At 56.4% G+C, this 17,606-nt stretch carries 15 protein-coding genes and 1 pseudogene; 8 read left to right on the plus strand and 8 right to left on the minus strand.

Features of this window, described 5'->3' with window-relative positions:
* Positions 1-4 precede the first annotated feature (4 nt).
* Together IPP88_16160 and IPP88_16165 are read left to right on the plus strand one after the other, a co-directional pair.
* Entirely contained in the window at positions 5-1,261 is a 1,257-nt protein-coding gene (locus tag IPP88_16160; GenBank protein MBL0124183.1) for a 6-phosphofructokinase, read from the plus strand.
* Between the two features lie 248 nt (positions 1,262-1,509).
* On the plus strand, positions 1,510-4,014 hold the full coding sequence (locus IPP88_16165) for a sodium-translocating pyrophosphatase (protein ID MBL0124184.1): 2,505 nt from the start codon (positions 1,510-1,512) through the stop codon (positions 4,012-4,014).
* Between the two features lie 88 nt (positions 4,015-4,102).
* Here the strand turns inward: IPP88_16165 and IPP88_16170 are convergent, their stop codons facing one another.
* On the minus strand, positions 4,103-5,737 hold the full coding sequence (locus IPP88_16170; GenBank protein ID MBL0124185.1) for a long-chain-fatty-acid--CoA ligase: 1,635 nt from the start codon (positions 5,735-5,737) through the stop codon (positions 4,103-4,105).
* 69 nt (positions 5,738-5,806) lie between these two features.
* Here IPP88_16170 and IPP88_16175 point away from each other — a divergent pair, with 69 nt between their 5' ends.
* Positions 5,807-6,211: a hypothetical protein gene (locus IPP88_16175; GenBank protein MBL0124186.1), complete on the plus strand. Its 405-nt coding sequence runs from the start codon at positions 5,807-5,809 to the stop codon at positions 6,209-6,211.
* Between the two features lie 57 nt (positions 6,212-6,268).
* Here the strand turns inward: IPP88_16175 and IPP88_16180 are convergent, their stop codons facing one another.
* The 5 genes from IPP88_16180 to IPP88_16200 all read right to left on the minus strand — a co-directional run bounded on the left by IPP88_16180 (position 6,269) and on the right by IPP88_16200 (position 11,060).
* Positions 6,269-7,168: an alpha/beta hydrolase gene (locus IPP88_16180; GenBank protein MBL0124187.1), complete on the minus strand. Its 900-nt coding sequence runs from the start codon at positions 7,166-7,168 to the stop codon at positions 6,269-6,271.
* A gap of 95 nt (positions 7,169-7,263) precedes the next feature.
* Positions 7,264-7,947, minus strand: a complete 684-nt coding sequence (locus IPP88_16185; protein ID MBL0124188.1) for a TetR/AcrR family transcriptional regulator — start codon at positions 7,945-7,947, stop codon at positions 7,264-7,266.
* A gap of 164 nt (positions 7,948-8,111) precedes the next feature.
* Positions 8,112-9,344, minus strand: a complete 1,233-nt coding sequence (locus tag IPP88_16190) for an EAL domain-containing protein (protein MBL0124189.1) — start codon at positions 9,342-9,344, stop codon at positions 8,112-8,114.
* Positions 9,345-9,442: 98 nt separating this feature from the next.
* Positions 9,443-10,669, minus strand: coding sequence for an HD-GYP domain-containing protein (locus tag IPP88_16195; protein MBL0124190.1), 1,227 nt, complete (start codon positions 10,667-10,669; stop codon positions 9,443-9,445).
* The gene (locus IPP88_16200; protein MBL0124191.1) at positions 10,653-11,060 is read right to left on the minus strand and encodes a DUF3391 domain-containing protein; all 408 of its coding nucleotides are present in this window, start codon (positions 11,058-11,060) and stop codon (positions 10,653-10,655) included. Before IPP88_16200 ends, IPP88_16195 begins: the two co-directional genes overlap by 17 nt.
* A gap of 258 nt (positions 11,061-11,318) precedes the next feature.
* Here IPP88_16200 and tgt point away from each other — a divergent pair, with 258 nt between their 5' ends.
* The 5 genes and pseudogenes from tgt to IPP88_16225 all read left to right on the plus strand — a co-directional run bounded on the left by tgt (position 11,319) and on the right by IPP88_16225 (position 16,613).
* Entirely contained in the window at positions 11,319-12,431 is a 1,113-nt protein-coding gene (tgt, locus tag IPP88_16205; GenBank protein MBL0124192.1) for a tRNA guanosine(34) transglycosylase Tgt, read from the plus strand.
* 127 nt (positions 12,432-12,558) lie between these two features.
* Positions 12,559-12,885 carry a preprotein translocase subunit YajC gene (yajC, locus tag IPP88_16210; protein ID MBL0124193.1) on the plus strand — a complete coding sequence of 109 codons (327 nt, stop codon included), beginning with the start codon at positions 12,559-12,561 and terminating at the stop codon, positions 12,883-12,885.
* A 101-nt stretch (positions 12,886-12,986) separates the two neighbouring features.
* On the plus strand, positions 12,987-14,855 hold the full coding sequence (secD, locus tag IPP88_16215; GenBank protein MBL0124194.1) for a protein translocase subunit SecD: 1,869 nt from the start codon (positions 12,987-12,989) through the stop codon (positions 14,853-14,855).
* A gap of 41 nt (positions 14,856-14,896) precedes the next feature.
* Positions 14,897-15,889 (plus strand): protein translocase subunit SecF, encoded by a 993-nt coding sequence (secF, locus tag IPP88_16220; protein MBL0124195.1) that lies wholly within the window; start codon positions 14,897-14,899, stop codon positions 15,887-15,889.
* Positions 15,890-15,946: 57 nt separating this feature from the next.
* Positions 15,947-16,613, plus strand: a pseudogene (locus tag IPP88_16225) (DedA family protein).
* Here the strand turns inward: IPP88_16225 and IPP88_16230 are convergent.
* Both IPP88_16230 and wrbA read right to left on the minus strand, forming a co-directional pair.
* On the minus strand, positions 16,564-16,959 hold the full coding sequence (locus IPP88_16230) for a DUF2069 domain-containing protein (GenBank protein MBL0124196.1): 396 nt from the start codon (positions 16,957-16,959) through the stop codon (positions 16,564-16,566). The pseudogene IPP88_16225 and the gene IPP88_16230 sit on opposite strands and share 50 nt — an antisense overlap.
* A 2-nt stretch (positions 16,960-16,961) precedes the next feature.
* Positions 16,962-17,555, minus strand: a complete 594-nt coding sequence (gene wrbA, locus IPP88_16235) for an NAD(P)H:quinone oxidoreductase (GenBank protein MBL0124197.1) — start codon at positions 17,553-17,555, stop codon at positions 16,962-16,964.
* Positions 17,556-17,606: the final 51 nt, after the last annotated feature.

Here is a 17,606-nt window from a genome sequence, read left to right on the forward strand (position 1 = left end):
GACTGTGGCTCGAAATGCTTTCTACGCACAATCCGGTGGCGTCACCGCTGTGATCAACGTGTCCGCGCAGGCGGTCATCGAGACCGCGCGCAAGTACCCGAAAAAAATCGGCAAGGTCTATGCGGGACGCAACGGCATCATTGGCGCGTTGACCGAAGACCTGATCGATACCAGCAAGGAACCGCTGGCTAACATCAAGGGACTGGGTCATACGCCTGCAGGTGCGTTTGGCTCATGCCGATACAAGTTGAAATCGCTGGAGCAGAATCGCCGCGAATACGAGCGCCTGATCGAGGTTTTCAAGGCGCACGACATCGGCTATTTTTTCTATAACGGCGGGGGTGATTCCGCCGACACCTGCCTGAAAATTTCGCAGTTGTCCGAGGCGATGGGCTACCCTCTCATCGCAGTGCACGTGCCCAAGACGGTCGACAACGACTTGCCGATTACCGATTGCTCACCGGGATTTGGCTCGGTCGCGAAATATGTGGCGGTATCGATGCGCGAAGCCGGCCTTGACGTGGCCTCGATGGCCAAGACGTCGACCAAGGTGTTCGTGCTCGAAGTCATGGGCAGGCACGCGGGGTGGATCACGGCGGCTTGCGGCCTGGCGGCGGAAAAACAGGGCGATGCACCGCATATCCTGTTATTTCCGGAAATCGTTTTCGATCCTCAAAAATTCCTGGCTAAAGTTGATGCGACCGTGCGCAAGCATGGCTTCTGCGCGGTTGGTGTGTCGGAAGGCCTCCACAACGCCGATGGCAAATTTGTTTCCGAAACAGGTCTGGTTGATGCGTTCGGCCACGCCCAGCTTGGTGGTGTGGCGCCGGTGATTGCCGACCTCGTCAGGAAAGAGTTGAAACTCAAATATCACTGGGCCGTGGCGGATTATCTACAGCGCGCCGCGCGGCACATTGCGTCGAAAACCGACGTCGAGCAAAGCTACGCCTTGGGCAAGGCGGCCGTCGAGTACGCAGTCAAAGGAATGAATGGCGTGATGCCGGCAGTCAAGCGTCTGACTTCGAAACCGTACAAATGGGAGATCATTCCGGCACCGCTCACCGAAGTCGCCAATCGAGAAAAGAAAATGCCGCGGGATTTTATTACGCCGGACGGATTTCATATCACGCAGAAATGCCGCAACTACCTGCAACCGCTGATTGCCGGGGAGGCGTATCCGCCGTATGAAAATGGCCTGCCGCGCTATGTGACCTTAAAGAATCCCGCTGTCAGGAAGCTACTGAAGCCGTTCGCTTTGTAGCAAACCCTAGCATTGGCGAGCTTCTTGTGGCGAAAGTGCCCGGAAAGCCTCGTCATTGCTGGAGTTTTGCCTTTTAGAAGTCAACGTTGCATTGCTGTGGCTGCCGTGTTTCGACAGTCTAAAAGCACTCGATTGAAATTCCTTCATCTGTTAAAATTGTGCGTTTTTTCACAGCTTTAGCTTCATCAAAGACGGCAGATCCTCAAGCATTTGCGTCGAATCGCAACAACCTCACTGGGAGTGAATAAATGGACAACGGACTAATCTTCGCCCTGGCCTGCGCGCTGTTGGCGCTGGCGTATGGTGCCTGGCAGACCAAATGGATCCTGTCGCAACCCGACGGCAACGATCGCATGCGTGAAATCGCGGCGGCGATTCAGGCCGGCGCGCAAGCGTATCTTAATCGTCAGTACACGACTATCGGCATGGTCGGTGTGGTGCTATTTGTGGTGATCGGTTTCCTGCTCGGCTGGACGACGGCGGGTGGCTTTGCCATCGGCGCGATCGCCTCGGGCCTTGCCGGCTACATCGGCATGAATGTATCCGTGCGCGCCAACGTGCGCACGGCGGAAGCTGCTCGCAACGGCGTGAATGCAGCGCTCAACATCGCTTTCAAGGGCGGCGCAATTACTGGCATGCTGGTGGTTGGCCTGGGCCTGATGTCAGTGGTGGGCTTCTACTATTTCCTGGTAGGTAGCGGCGCGCACGGCGCCAAATTGAGCGACCTCATCAAGCCGATGATTGGTCTCGCCTTCGGCTCATCGCTGATCTCGATATTTGCGCGTTTGGGTGGTGGTATTTTCACCAAGGGCGCGGACGTTGGCGCCGACCTGGTCGGCAAAGTCGAAGCCGGGATTCCCGAGGACGATCCGCGTAACCCGGCGGTGATCGCCGATAACGTCGGCGACAACGTCGGCGATTGCGCGGGCATGGCAGCGGACTTGTTTGAAACCTACGCGGTGACCATTATTGCGACGATGGTTTTGGGCGCTTTGCTGATTCCCGGTACATATGCGGTCAATGCAGTGGTCTATCCACTGGTGCTGGGCGGATTCGCGATCATTGCTTCCATTATCGGCACCTGGTTCGTCAAGGCTTCCGACGACAAGCACATTATGTGGGCGTTGTACAAAGGCCTCATTGTTGCGGGCGTTATTGCGCTGGCGGCGTTCTATCCGATCACGAAATGGGTCATGGGTGATGTGGTCTCGCAAAGCCCGCTCTACAGCGTGATGAACCTGTGGCTTTGTTCGGTGGTAGGCCTTGGACTCACGGCCTTCCTGGTATACGTGACGGAGTACTACACCGGTACGCAATTCGGTCCGGTGCAGCACGTCGCCGAAGCGTCAACCAAAGGGCACGCGACCAACATCATTGCCGGTATCGGTGTGTCCATGCGTTCGACCGCCTGGCCAGTGCTGGCCGTGTGTGTGGCGATTTTCGCCGCGTATACGCTTTCCGGTTTGTATGGTATTGCGATTGCTGCGACCTCCATGTTATCCATGGCCGGCATCATCGTCGCCCTTGACGCCTATGGCCCGATCACCGACAACGCCGGCGGTATTGCTGAGATGTCGGCGATGCCGAAGGAAGTGCGCAATGTGACTGATCCACTGGACGCGGTCGGCAACACCACCAAGGCGGTGACCAAAGGCTACGCTATCGGCTCGGCCGGTCTTGCTGCATTGGTGCTGTTCGCGGATTTCACGCACAAGTTGGAAGAAACCGGTCGCCATCTGACCTTTGACCTATCCGATCCGGCGGTCATTATCGGCCTGTTCGCGGGCGGCATGATTCCTTATTTGTTCGGCGCCATGGCGATGGAAGCGGTCGGCCGCTGCGCGGGTGCGGTGGTCGAGGAAGTTCGCCGCCAGTTCCGCGAAATCAAAGGCATCATGGAAGGCACTGCCAAGCCGGATTACTCCCGGGCGGTTGACCTGCTGACCAAGGGCGCGATCAAGGAAATGATCATCCCCTCGCTGCTCCCGGTGCTGGCGCCGATTGCGATCGTCGTGATCGTTGGTGGTGCAATGGGTCTGGATAACGGCATCAAGGCACTGGGTGGCATGCTGATGGGCACCATCATCACCGGCTTGTTCGTCGCGATTTCGATGTGTACCGGCGGCGGTGCATGGGATAACGCAAAAAAATACATTGAAGAAGGCAACCACGGCGGCAAGGGCAGCGATGCACACAAAGCCGCAGTGACTGGCGACACTGTTGGCGATCCGTACAAAGATACGGCCGGACCAGCGGTGAATCCTCTGATCAAGATCATCAACATTGTCGCGTTGCTGATCGTGCCGCTGTTTGGCACGGCGGCAGATCATGCGCCGAAGACGGTAGTCCCCGTAAAGGTTGAAGCCAAGGCCCCGCCAGCCGCTACGATTGCCGCCGTGCCTGCCGCTGCAGTCGCAGTTGCGCCCGTTATGTCCTCGCCCGCCGCGGCCAAGCTCTATTTCGATTCAGGCAAGACGGAATTGAGTGCGGACGCCACCAAGGCTCTCGATTCGATCATTACTTTCGCGAAAGCGAATAGTGGTGCCAAGCTGGCGATTTCGGGTTTCCACGATGCAACCGGCTCACTGGAAAAAAACCAGGAAGTCGCCAAGGCCCGCGCGTTGGGCGTGCGTAGTGCGCTCAAGGCCGCAGGGATTGCCGAAGATCGGGTGGAAATGAAGAAACCGGAACAGACCCAGGGTGGTGCGGACAATGCAGAAGCGCGACGCGTTGAAGTGAGTGTCGTCAAGTAAGGTTTCACTCAAGCGATATAAAAAACGCCGGGCTTGCCTGGCGTTTTTTTATGCCATCCGTGCGGCACGGCAGCTGTTGTCGAGTGCACTATGTAGACGGCAGCTTGTATGATTTGAATTCTTCACGCAGTTTGGTCTTCAGGAGTTTCCCGGTCGCCGTATGCGGCAATTGGTCCACAAACACGACGTCGTCGGGCATCCACCACTTGGCGATCTTTCCCTGCAGGAACCCAAGTAACTCTTCCTTCGTCACTTCGGCGTCCTTCTTCTTCACAACAATCAATAGCGGGCGCTCGTCCCATTTCGGATGAGCAACCCCGATGACGCCTGCCTCAAGCACGGCGGGATGTGCGACCGCAACGTTCTCCAGATCGATCGAGCTAATCCACTCCCCACCGGACTTGATGACGTCCTTGGAGCGATCAGTGATTTGCATGAAACCATCGGCATCGATCGTGGCCACATCGCCGGTAGCAAACCATCCGTCCTGAAGCGCGGTTTCTGTTTCCCTGAAGTAATGTTCCACAACCCAGGGACCGCGAACCATCAAGTTGCCGAAGGCCTTGCCATCGTGAGGCAGCGCCTTGCCTTCACCGTCGAGAATCTCCAGTTCCACGCCAAAGATCGGACGGCCTTGTTTGACCTTGATGGCAAACTGCTCGGCCGCGCTGAGTTTGAGATGCTTGCCTTTCAGCCGGCACATGGTGCCCAGCGGTGACATTTCAGTCATGCCCCAGGCGTGGACGACTGTCACGCCGTAGTCTCGTTCGAAGGATTCAATCATTGCCGGTGGGCATGCCGATCCCCCGATGATGGTTTCGCGGAAGGTGCTGAACTTGAGGTTGTGCGATTTGACATGGTTTAGCAGCCCCATCCACACCGTCGGCACACCCGCACTCACAGTCACGCCTTCTTCTTCAAACAGGCGGTGAAGACTTGCGCCATCCAATGCCGCGCCGGGCATCACCAGTTTGGCGCCCGCCGCCGCACAGATGTAGGGGAGTCCCCATGCGTTCACATGGAACATGGGGACAACAGGGAGCACGACATCCTGCGATTTGAGGCAAAACGCGTCAGCGGACATCGCACCCATGGTATGAAGGAGCGTCGAACGGTGTGAATACAGCACGCCTTTCGGGTTGCCCGTGGTACCCGACGTATAGCACAGGCTGGACGGCGTGGTCTCATCGAATTCGGGCCACGCGAAGTCGTCACTTTCTGCCGCCAGCAGCTCTTCGTAACACAACAGGTTGGGGATGTTGCCTGACGGCATGTGCGCCCGATCTGTCATGGCCACGAAGCCTTTCACCCCTTTGAGCAGCGGCGCGAGTTTTTCCACCAGCGGCGCGAAAGTGAGATCGAAAAACAGATACTGGTCATCGGCATGATTGGCGATGTAAGTTATCTGCTCTGGAAACAGACGCGGGTTGATCGTGTGGATCACGGCACCCATGCCGGAAACGCCGTAGTACAACTCGAAATGCCGGAAACCGTTCCAGGCCAGCGTGCCGATGCATGCGCCGCGCGTAACGCCCAGTCGGGTAAGTGCATTGGCCAGACGCTTCGCGCGTTGCAATGCTTCACGGTAGCCATAGCGATGCAACTCAAAATTCGCGCCACCTTCCACCGTGCGAGAGACGATTTCAGTGCCGGCATGGCAGCGCGCGGCATGTTCTAGAAGCGACGAAATCCGCAGCGGGTGCTGCATCATGCTGGATAACATATTTCCCCCCGTCCAAGTCTTTCAACGTATTGTGGCACAGGTGCACGCTCGAATTTGGCTGGAGTATGCATGCATAAAATTCTGCAATGTAGTGTATTGATCGCAATCGAAATTGCGCTTTCATTGAACAGCGGTGCTTTGCGCGCGGGCGATATCGCGATTTCCGTGATACCACCGGTGTACGCCGGCAGGAATCTGTCGTTTGACCCGATTGTCCTCCCGCCACTTGAGCCGTCAGTTGCGCGTGCCACTTCGAAGTCTTACCAGTCATTGTTGCTGAACTGCAACAAGGTTGATCAAGCTCGCCAGAGCTTGAGTGAGGCCCAGCAAAACGGCGCGCGACAAATTCCCGTGGCTTCTGGCTTTGGCTCCTTGTCCGTCAACCCACCTTCACAGGATGCGCTTTATCATATCGCCCGTAACCAGGAACGATTCAACACGCTTTCACAGCGCTTCCAGTGTCTGGCGCGGTAGCCTGTTTCGTATATTGCGTTACCAGTGCGCCGCGCGCAACGGTCCGTCAGATGGGGCTCAGAATATTGCTGCCACGCCGGGCTGCGCGGCAAATGCGAGTGACCACTGATCCAAGGCCGGTGGCAATGAGAATTGCACCTCATCACGAAGGAAATCGACGGTCGCATTGATGACGCCAGAATCGCGCAGCACCTTGCGGTGACCAAGTCCAAAAGTGCGTTTGAAGCGGGCATCGGGCCATGCGCGGGCGACGGCGAGTCCGCTTTCGATACGAACATCGCGATCGTGCTGGTCGTGAATAATCAGCGCCTTTGCCTTTATCGACGCGGCGGCACGAGGCATTTCAAACTCAGACCATGCCATGCCGATTTTCTGCTCAAGACGCCATTGCATGGCCGCGCGAATACGTTCGGATAGTCCCAGCGTTCGCGCAAAGAATCGCGAATAGCGAATGAGAGAAGCCGGCGGCGCGATCTGCACCACGCGGATATTTTGCAAATGTGTGAGGTCATGCCTGAGTGCGATGCCGATTCCGGCGCAGCCGAGCGAGTGCCCGACGAATCCGGCGATGGTCACGCCCTGTTTTTCGAGATACGTGACTGCTGCCACAACACCCTTGGCGAAATAGGTGATGGGCGCTTCCCTGCCGTCAGAATAGCCATGGCTGACATGATCAAACAGCAACACTTGATATCCGGCACTTGTCAATGCGGGCACGAATTCGCGGAACTGGGCGCCGCGCCCACCCGAGCCATGGCTGGCGACAATTGCCGGATGCGCCGCGTCGCCATAACGCCATGCCGCAAGCTTGCCTATTGGTGTGGCTATGCTGGCGCGAATGCCATGCGTCAGCGTCTGCAATTCGGGTGGGGTGTGCCGAATGCGTGGCGGCGTGATGAACCATTGTGTTGCTCTTCGTGCGGTCCAGGCGGGCGCAATGACCGCAGCCAGTGACATGCCAGCACGGGTAAAAAATTGCGATAAATTAAGACGAACGATCGTGCTATTAAATGGTATTGAAAGTGCATGAGCCATGTTGAACTCCTTGATCTTTACTGGCGGGTGGAAGAGGCTGCGTTGGGTTGGCTGCCGGGCGCTTGGAGAGGTGTTAGCTTTGTTGACACCAGCGCTGATGCAAATAGGCGATCGAATGCTTTTTTGGCGCGCGCATTTGCTTGATCGTCGCGGAACAGATTGCGTGAGCGGTAACAGGAAGCGATGACGCCAAAAAACTCGAAGGCCATTTGTTCAGGATCGGTATCGGCGGCAAATTCACCGGTGTCGATCGTCATCTGAATGGACTTCACGAGGCTCTCTTGCATGTGTTGCATGTGTTGCACCAGGGCGTCGCGTACGGCGCCCGGCTTGTCGTCGAATTCGGTAATGGCGGTCATCATTGGGCAGCCGGCCAGATCGCAACGCGCCGTCCAGGTTAGCCAGTTATCACACATTGCGGTCAGCCGTTGCAGGCCGCGCGGTGCACTCAACGCGGGCAGTGTTGTCACTTCGTTGAAGCGTCGAATGGCTTCATCGAGCGTGGCAATCTGCAGTTCTTCCTTCGATCCGAAATGCGCGAATAGTCCGCTCTTCGACATGCCGGTTTTTTCGGCCAACGAGCCGATTGTGATGGCTTCAAAGCCCTCGGCGCTCGCATGCTTGAGCGCCGCTTTCAGGATCGCAGTTCGGGTTTCCTCACCCTTTGAAGGGCGGACCGGGAAATTTGTTGCGGAATTCATACCCAAATAATAGAACGATCGTTCGTTTTATGTCAACGACTTCATGAGAGTTTCACCGCAGGCAGAAACCCTAGCAAGGACGAGCTTTGCAGGCTATTTTCTGCTGGTAAGCCGCGCCAGTGCTAGAGTTCGTCGATCCACGGACAATCGAATGCGGCGATGACCTAACGCCGCTGCTTCAGCCATTCGAGCAACTTCAGCGAAGAAAGGGCCGGACTCATGAGGTAACCTTGGGCAACATCGCAACCCATTTTCTTCAGATCTTTGAATGTCGCCTCGTCCTCGACTCCCTCGGCGACGACCGAGAGCTCGAAGTTATGCGCGAGATCGATCACGGAGCGCACGATTTGCTGATCGCCTTTGGATTCGCGCATGTGCTGTACGAACGATTTATCAATCTTGATTTCGTCGAGCGGGAACTTCTTCACGTACGAAAGTGAAGAATAGCCGGTCCCGAAATCGTCCACCGACAAGCGCACGCCCAATTGCTTGAGACGTTTCATTACGGCGAGTGATTGTTCGGCATCGTCAATGGTCGCGCTTTCCGTGATTTCAAGCGTAACTTTTGACGGGTCCGATCCCCACGTACCAATGGTCTGCGAGATGATGTCCGGCAGGTCGGAGTCGATCAACGTGACCGTCGATAGATTGATGGCGACCCCAAGATCCACCCCGAGATGTTTCCATTCCGACTGGTGACGCAATACCGTGCCCAACACCCAGGTGGTGAGGCCGCCGATCATGCGATTGGCTTCGGCAACACGGATGATGGTAGGGGGCGAAATTGGCCCACGATCGGGCAATGTCCAGCGCAGCAAGCCTTCAACCGAATGGCAAACACCGGTTTTGATGTTGACCTTCGGTTGATAGTGCACTTCCAACTGATTGGTTCGAATAGCCTCGCGTAACGGCTCTTCAAGGCCGAGGTAGGCATCGGTATCACGCCGGTCCTCGCGCTGAAACACATGCTGCGCGACATCGCGGGTGCGGGCGATGCGTTTGGCAATATCAGCGTGCACGACCAGCTCTTCCGCATCCTCGGCGTGGTCGGGAAAATACGCAATGCCAACGACCGGCCTGACGCTGGTTGGCAAGCCATCGAAATCAAACGGTGACTCGAGCACCTGCTGCAATTTTCCTGCCGCCAGCCAGGCTTGCGCGCCGGTTTTGATGTTGGGCAGGATCACGCACAATTTTTCGTCCGACAGTTGAACGAATCGATCCGCCGGTCGAAGCGCATCGGGCAGGCGCTTCAACGCCTGCCGCATGATTTCACTCGTCGGCACACCAAACAGCGCGTCGAGCCGGTCACCACGGGCGAGCGACACGATCAGCACGGCAACCGTGCGCTGCGAAATGCGCGCGTGGTCAATGGCGTTGGCAAGGGTGGATCGCAAACTGCCTCGGGGTAGTTCCCGGTTGATTGCGTCGCGGGTGACCGGTATTGATGTAGAAGATCGAGATGATGGCGGGAAGCCTTGCGAAGTCATGGCATTCAGGCCAGATAGAATTCGCTGGGGTCGAGCCCGTATGAATTGCTCGGCAGCCCTCTGCGGATGTATGCAGGATTCTCGGAAACATCGTAGAGCAGATCGCGCATGCCGGGATGCTTGCAGTGCGTCTTGTCGGCCTCGGCAACCACCAGTACTTTCGGACGCAGCCGCTTCAGTTTGCTGTGCGTCACGACAACCGCGACTTCACCGGTGGAAAGTTCCACCAGGCTGCCCACGGGGAACACGCCGATCGACTGGATGAACTGCTCGACCATGTCCGCATGGAACTGCGTGCCGCTCCAGTTGGAGAGCATTTGCAGGGCCTCGTGGGGCGAAATGGCTTCGGAATAGGGGCGGTGTTTGGTGACCGCCGCGTAGGTATCGGCAATGGCGCTCATGCGGCCAAAAATGCTGATCGCGTCACCCGGCAAGTTCTTCGGATAACCCGTGCCGTTCATGCGTTCGTGATGTTGCGCGATCCCTTCCAGCACGTCGGGATGGAGATTGGGGGTCTGACTGAGGATCTCGAGACCCAGGTCAACGTGGTCCTTGATCAACTCGAACTCATCTGAACTGAGTCGCGCATCTTTGTCGAGGATCTCCTTCGGCAGTTTGATTTTGCCAATATCCAGCAGCAATCCCAACATTCCCAAATGTGAAAGCTGATCCTTTGGATAACCCAAGTGCCGCCCGAAGGCAACCAGGTTGACCGCCACCGACAGGCCGTGGTCATAGACCGTCAAATCCTTTTCGCGCATACGCGCCACCCACATCAACGCATCGGGGTTGCGCACCATGCTTTCGACCATGTCGTTGACGACCTCTTCGACCGTCTCGATTTGCAGACCGCCGCCGGCACGAATGTCCTCGACCACCCGCTGCAATAGCTGTGTGCTACGTTCAAATGCGACGGTCGCGCGGCCAATCTCTTCCTCGACCGGCTGCGAGTCCTCATAAATGGTAAGTTGTACCGATTCCGGGATGAATGCGGCACGCACGTGAACCGGCTGTTCAGGGACGAATTCCGGCACGTCATCGTCGGCCATCTCGTCCGGGTTTTTCGAAAACAATCCGGACACACCCTCACGCAGTTTCCCCCATAGGCCGCGCACGCTCGGGCCAGGTTCGGCACTCTCACCCCCGGCGCCGCGCCGTGACGGGGCGGCAGGCTCCAACTGGTGCCGGAACGAGGAATTGCCTGCATTGTTGCGGCTATCCTTGATCGGCATGGCGAATTCCCGGGAACTGGCCTGGCCAGCATCGGGTTTGAGCGGTTTTGCCGGCAGTGGCGCGCCCGCGGGCGGGCGCCCCGGCAACCGTTGACTTTCCGGAAGTCACGGTTGTTACGGGCGTTGTTGTTCGATTGACAGATACGCGCGGATCGGAGCCGAGGTCGCGGCGCGGAATCGGCACTTTCTTGACAGGGGCGCTATATTCAGGACCCACTGAGCGTTGCGGATCAATCAATACCCACTTGCAAAGATCGCGCAATTGCCGAATCTGTCCTTCGTCTTCAATCAGGAATCCCTGCAAGAGGAATGGCGTGTCGATCCACGGGCGGTCCAGATCGGCAATGAACATGCCGAGCTTGATATCTGGTGCATTCACCTTTTGAGTCATGGGTGCGCTGGCTACAATAACAATGAGTTGGTAAACAGTGGGAAAACAGTTGGAAAACGGTAACAAGACTGCGGTGCAACAGTTTACGTCGATACATGTGCCGGCGGGACCATCCAGGCGAAAGTTTATTTGGATTGAACGGATCCGGCAAAGTTGCGAAAAAGTGATCAGATTTTCTTGCGGTTTGGCAATTGCAAGGAATCCGATTATCCTCGCGCATCCGTTATTTGCAAAATTGCCTCGAAAGTACTTTTCACAGTGAATTTTATACTGCTTGCGACCAGTGGCGGCGCCCGTCGCGGAAGACTCACGCTCGCCCACGGCGTCGTCGAAACGCCGGTCTTCATGCCGGTTGGCACCTATGGTTCGGTAAAGGGCATGAGCCCAGCCGAATTGACGGAAATCGGTGCGCAAATCGTGCTGGGTAATACCTTTCATTTGTGGCTGCGCCCGGGAACGGATGTCATCAGCAAGTATCAAGGGCTGCACAAGTTCATGGCCTGGAACAAGCCGATCCTGACTGATTCCGGCGGATTTCAGGTTTGGAGCCTGGGAGAGTTGCGAAAGATTTCCGAGCAGGGTGTTGCGTTTCAGTCACCGGTGAATGGGGACAAGTGCTTCCTGTCGCCGGAAGTATCGATGCAGATTCAACGAGCGCTGAACTCGGACATTGTCATGATCTTCGATGAATGCACCGCCCACCCGGCCACGCCGGAGGAGGCGGCGGCGTCGATGCGATTGTCGCTGCGATGGGCGCAACGCTGCAAGGACGAATTTGTGCGCCTCGAAAATCCAAACGCGTTGTTCGGCATTGTGCAAGGCGGTATGTACGAGACCTTGCGCGATGAATCGCTCGCGGAATTGCGGGACGTCGGTTTTGACGGATATGCCATCGGTGGCTTGTCGGTGGGGGAACCGAAGGAAGATATGCGCCGCGTGCTGGCACATACGGCGCCGCAGTTGCCGGTCGACAAGCCTCGCTACCTGATGGGCGTCGGCACGCCGGAGGATCTGGTGGAATCGGTTGCCGAAGGCGTGGACATGTTTGATTGCGTCATGCCGACCCGCAACGCCCGAAATGGCTGGTTGTTTACCCGGTTGGGCGACATCAAGATACGCAACGCCCGTTACAAGGACGATACTCGTCCGCTTGACGAGGCCTGCAATTGCTACACGTGCCGGAATTTCAGCCGCGGGTATCTGCATCACCTGCAGCGCATCAATGAAATGCTTGGTGCGCGACTGAATACCATTCATAACCTGCATTACTATCAGGAATTGATGCGGGAAATGCGCGATGCCATCGAGAGTGATTGCTTCGCGGAATTCGCCAAGCGCTTTCATGCCGACAGGCAGAGTGGCCCCGCATGAACTGATATAATTTCAAGTTAACTTTTTGAGTTGGCGGCACAGTGACCGTTTTCAAGGATCTTGAAAGCGTATTCAATCGTCTCCAGCTTGATTTATCTCGAATTATTCCTGTTTTCGGAGACCTTTCATGATCAGTAACGCCTACGCTCAAGCTGCATCACCCGCCACGCAGGGTGATCCGCTACCGAGCATTTTTATCATCATCGGCATGTTTGTGCTGATGTATTTCCTGATGATTCGCCCGCAGCAAAAGAAGGCCAAGGAACACAAGCTCATGGTTGATGGACTTCAGAAGGGCGACGAAGTGATTGCAATGGGCATCATCGGCAAGATCACCAAAATCAGCGATGGCTACATTGGCCTGGAAGTATCGGCCAACAATGTGCTGAACATTCAGAAGCAGGCAGTGACGACGTTGCTGCCAAAAGGAACATATAACGACATCACAAAGTGACGCGATGATCGGCAAAGCCGATAACCGGGTCATCCTGAGCTGGCCGCGGCGCAGGATCTCGTCGCCGTGTAGCAACATCCGCAGAAGTTCTTGAGGTTCAAATGAACAAATATCCTGTCTGGAAGTACATCGTTATCTCGGTCGCCCTGGTGGTTGCCTTTCTCTACGCATTGCCGAACTTCTACGCTACGGTACCAGCGGTTCAGGTCGCCGGGCTTCGAGCGGTAAAAGCTGACGCCACCACCTTGAAGGCGGTCGAGGCGGCACTAAAAGAGTCGAATATCGAGGCGACCAGTTTGCAACTCGACGGCGAGGTACTGAAAGTCAAGTTCAAGGACTCAGGCACGCAGTTGCAGGCACGCGAAGCCATCCAGAAAAAAGTCGGCTCGAGCTATGTGGTCGCACTCAATCTCATGTCCAATTCGCCCGTGTGGCTTTCCGCCATCAACGCGCTGCCGATGTACCTGGGGCTTGATTTGCAGGGTGGTGTCCATTTCCTTATGCAGGTAGATATGAAGGCGGCGGTCGACAAGGCGGTTGACCGTTACACCGGCGATATCAGGACCCTGCTTCGCGACAAGAAAGTGTTCTACGGCGGCATCGCCCGTGAAGGCGAGCGGGTGGTGGTTCGCTTCAAGGAAAAGGCAGAATTATTGCGTGGCCAAAAGGAAATCAATACGCAGTTACCAGAATTGCAACTTCGCGAAACCGAGGTTGGTGGCGAATTTGTGCTGACGGCACTGATGAAGCCGGAAACGCTGAAAGCGCTGCAGGACACCGCACTACAGCAAAATATTACGGCCTTGCGCAAACGGGTCAATGAACTTGGCGTCTCGGAACCAATTGTTCAGCAGCAGGGCGCGGATCGCATACTCGTCCAGCTGGCGGGAGTACAGGACCCGGGGCGCGCGAAAGATGTTATCGGACGTACCGCAACACTGGAATTGCGGCTTGTCGCCGAAGATCAGATGAGCGGCGGCACGTTTGAACGTTTCCGCACCGAGCCGGCACCGTTCAACACCGAAAAAATGATTGGCGCGCAGGGCGAAATTGTTCTGGTGAAGAAGCAGCTCGTCATCACCGGCGACAAGGTAACCGACGCGCAGCCCGGCTTCGATCAGCAGACCAGTCGCCCGGTGGTAAATGTGCGGCTGGATGCTGCCGGCGGGCGCGTCATGCTGCAAACGACCCGCGAAAACGTTGGCAAGCGCATGGCAATGATCTTGATCGAAAAGGGAAAACCAGAAGTGCTGACATGGCCGGTGATCAATGGTGAATTCGGCCCGCAATTCCAGATTACCGGCGGCTTCACCACGCCGGAAGCCAAGAATCTGGCGTTGCTGCTGCGCGCGGGTGCGCTGGCCGCGCCGATGGAAATCATCGAGGAGCGTACCATCGGGCCCAGCTTGGGCGCGGACAACATCGAGAAAGGCAAGAACTCGCTCCTGCTCGGTTTTGCGCTGATTACAGTCTTCATGATCGTGTACTACATGTTGTTCGGCGTCGTGTCGGTAACGGCGCTGGCGTGTAACCTGTTCTTTCTGGTTGCATTGTTGTCGATGCTGCAGGCAACACTGACGCTACCAGGTATTGCCGCCATCGCGCTGGCACTCGGCATGGCGATCGATGCAAACGTGCTGATCAACGAACGTATCCGCGAGGAGCTTCGCAACGGCATGTCACCGCAAATGGCGATTCAGGCGGGATACGATCGTGCCTTGGATACCATTATCGATTCGAACATCACCACCTTGATTGTCGGGTTCGCGCTGCTAATCTGGGGTTCCGGCCCGGTGAGGGGTTTTGCCGTGGTGCACTGTCTTGGCATTCTCACATCGATGTTTAGTGCGGTGATGGTTTCGCGCGGGCTGGTGAACCTTATCTACGGGGGCAAAAAGAAAGTGGCAAAACTGTCAATTGGCAATGTGGTCTGGCATAAAGATGCCGGCCAGTCGCCCGCCAAAGCGTAGTTCAATCCTGCGTGGATAACCCGGAATAGATAGGAAGCAACATGGAGTTTTTCAGAATCAAGAAATCGATCCCGTTCATGCGCCACGCGCTGGTGTTCAACGCGATCTCGTTTATCACCTTCCTGCTGGCGGTGCTTTTTCTGGCCACCAAGGGCCTGCACTATTCCATCGAATTTACCGGCGGTACGGTGATTGAGGCGCCCTTCAAGCAAGCCGCGGATCTTGAGAAAATTCGCACGGACCTGACGCAAAAGGGTTTTCTCGACGTCACCGTGCAGAATTTCGGTTCCGCCAAGGACGTACTGATTCGCCTGCCGTTGCGAACCAGCACCGGCAACCAGAATGAGGCGATGGAGAAGCAGAAGAACACCATTATCGAGACGCTGATCCCGCTAGGTCTGGATTACGACCTGGAATTGGCCAAGACCGATCCCAAGGCGAACAAACTGCGCGTGGAGTTTGTTGGCGGGCAGGTCGGCAAGGAACTGGCGTACGACGGCAGTATCGCGTTGCTGGCGGTATGTATCGGCATCATGGCCTATCTGGCGATCCGGTTTGAGTGGCGGTTTGCGGTTGCCACGATCATTGCCAACTTGCACGATGTGGTCATCATTCTTGGATTCTTTGCGTTCTTTCAATGGGAGTTTTCGTTGCCGGTATTGGCGGCAGTACTTGCCATTCTTGGTTATTCCGTAAACGAGTCGGTTGTGGTATTTGATCGCGCACGTGAAAATTTCCGCAAAATGCGCAAGGCGACTACATCAGAGATTCTCGATGCGGCAATTACCGGAACGATTTCCCGCACCATCATCACCCACGGGCTCACGCAGCTAATGGTCCTGGCGATGCTCTTTGTCGGCGGACAAAGCCTGCATTACTTCGCGTTGGCCCTGACAATCGGTATTTGCTTCGGTATTTATTCTTCGGTGCTTGTCGCCTGCCCTATCGCCAAGTACCTAGGCGTTTCGCGCGAGGATTTTGTGAAGCCGGTAAAGAAGGAAGGCGAACCCGAAGTGATTTCGGCGCAACCATAGAAAACCTTAACGAGCTTTAACGCCAAACCGAACGCCGAAGTTATTGAAGGGCCAAGTATGGAATGGCTGCTGTCAGCGATCGATGTGGTATTGCACCTTAGCCGCTACCTCGCCGAATGGACCGTGCTTTACGGGCCGTGGATCTACGGCATTCTGTTTTTGGTCATCTTTGCAGAAACCGGATTTGTAGTCACGCCGTTTCTGCCGGGCGACTCACTCCTGTTTATTGCGGGGTCGTTGGCAGCGCTGGGCAGCATGAATGTTCATCTGCTGGTGCTGCTCTTGTTCAGCGCAGCCGCGCTGAGCAATATCGTTAACTATGAAGTAGGGCGCATCCTCGGCATGAAGTTCTTTGCCGACGAGAAATCGCGCTGGCTTAATCCGCATTACATCGAGCGTACCCATGCGTTTTTCGAGCGCTGGGGCGGGCTGGCGGTGGTGCTGGCGCGCTTTGTGCCATTTTTTGCGAACCTATGTGCCGTTTGTGGCCGGTTTGGGTGCGATGTCGCGCGTGACATATGTCAGTTATACGTTGATCGGCGCGGCGCTTTGGGTAGGTTCGCTAACCTACCTGGGCTATTTTTTCGGCAACATTCCGTGGGTCAAGTCAAACCAGGGGCTATTGGTAATCGCGATCGTGATTGTCAGCGTGCTGCCGGTAATCGCTGGCTTGGTCAAGGCGCGGCTGACTTCCGCGCCGGCGAAATCACGCTCGGTGCGGTGAGATTCGCATACGCAATTGCCGCAAAGTAGAACGCACATGAAAGTGCAATTTCGATGCTTGCCAGTGTCGATGAAGGTGGCTTGTCCGACCAAGCACGCACCACGCCTTCGATGAAGTACAGCAGGATAAGCATTGAAGACCACTGAAAGGTGTAGCGCTTGCCGCGTAGTATGCCGAACAGTGGCAACAACAATGGCAACACCTTCAGCATCAGCCATGAACCACTTGGCCTGATGGGCGCCAGAAAGGTTTCCCACGTGATGCACAAGGCGATCAGCGCAATGAGTGTGATAATCGCGATGCCATGGCAAAGCCTAGCCATGGATGGGTTCGCCTGCATTGGCATGCCTATGCCGCCAATTTCAATGCGGTGACGGCGAGCCTTTTTCCCAGCGCAAAGGCTATGCCCTTTTCTGCCTCCGAAACCGGTTGATCATTGCCGTCACCGGCGACATGGCTGGCGCCGTACGGCGTGCCACCTTCTTGCGTGCTGGTAAGCAGGGGTTCGGTAAACGGCACCCCGACCAACACCATGCCATGGTGCAACAGAGGCAGCATCATCGACAGCAAAGTCGACTCGTTTCCGCCATGCTGCGTGGCGCTGGCCGTGAACACCGAGGCAGGTTTACCGGCGAGTGTGCCGCGCATCCATTCGCCCGCTGTTCCGTCCAGAAAATATTTCATTGGTGCAGCCATGTTGCCGAAACGGGTCGGCGAGCCAAGCGCCAGACCAATGCACTCGGCAAGATCGGTAGCAGTAACGTAGGGCGAGCCTTCAGGCGGCACCTCCGGCTCCGTGAGCTTCGTGACCGGTGCGACCTTTGGTACGGTGCGAATCCGCGCCGACATACCGGCGACGCTTTCAACCCCACGTGCAATGTGGCGCGCCAGTTCACGCACTGAGCCCGAGTGTGAGTAGTAGAGAATCAGAATATCAGCCATGTTCGTGGAAACCTCCGCGAGTAAGAGTAAATTCGGCTGTCAGCAGAATGG

This window comes from Betaproteobacteria bacterium, from assembly GCA_016720925.1.
GTDB lineage: Bacteria > Pseudomonadota > Gammaproteobacteria > Burkholderiales > Usitatibacteraceae > UKL13-2.

Coding starts and splice junctions, on each gene's coding strand:
- IPP88_16165 (MBL0124184.1), top strand. CDS start 1,510: ATGGACAACGGACTAATCTTCGCCCTGGCCTGCGCGCTGTTGGCGCTG.
- IPP88_16170 (MBL0124185.1), bottom strand. CDS start 5,737: ATGTTATCCAGCATGATGCAGCACCCGCTGCGGATTTCGTCGCTTCTA.
- IPP88_16175 (MBL0124186.1), top strand. CDS start 5,807: ATGCATAAAATTCTGCAATGTAGTGTATTGATCGCAATCGAAATTGCG.
- IPP88_16180 (MBL0124187.1), bottom strand. CDS start 7,168: ATGTCACTGGCTGCGGTCATTGCGCCCGCCTGGACCGCACGAAGAGCA.
- IPP88_16185 (MBL0124188.1), bottom strand. CDS start 7,947: ATGAATTCCGCAACAAATTTCCCGGTCCGCCCTTCAAAGGGTGAGGAA.
- IPP88_16195 (MBL0124190.1), bottom strand. CDS start 10,669: ATGCCGATCAAGGATAGCCGCAACAATGCAGGCAATTCCTCGTTCCGG.
- IPP88_16200 (MBL0124191.1), bottom strand. CDS start 11,060: ATGACTCAAAAGGTGAATGCACCAGATATCAAGCTCGGCATGTTCATT.
- yajC (MBL0124193.1), top strand. CDS start 12,559: ATGATCAGTAACGCCTACGCTCAAGCTGCATCACCCGCCACGCAGGGT.
- secD (MBL0124194.1), top strand. CDS start 12,987: ATGAACAAATATCCTGTCTGGAAGTACATCGTTATCTCGGTCGCCCTG.
- secF (MBL0124195.1), top strand. CDS start 14,897: ATGGAGTTTTTCAGAATCAAGAAATCGATCCCGTTCATGCGCCACGCG.
- IPP88_16230 (MBL0124196.1), bottom strand. CDS start 16,959: ATGCCAATGCAGGCGAACCCATCCATGGCTAGGCTTTGCCATGGCATC.
- wrbA (MBL0124197.1), bottom strand. CDS start 17,555: ATGGCTGATATTCTGATTCTCTACTACTCACACTCGGGCTCAGTGCGT.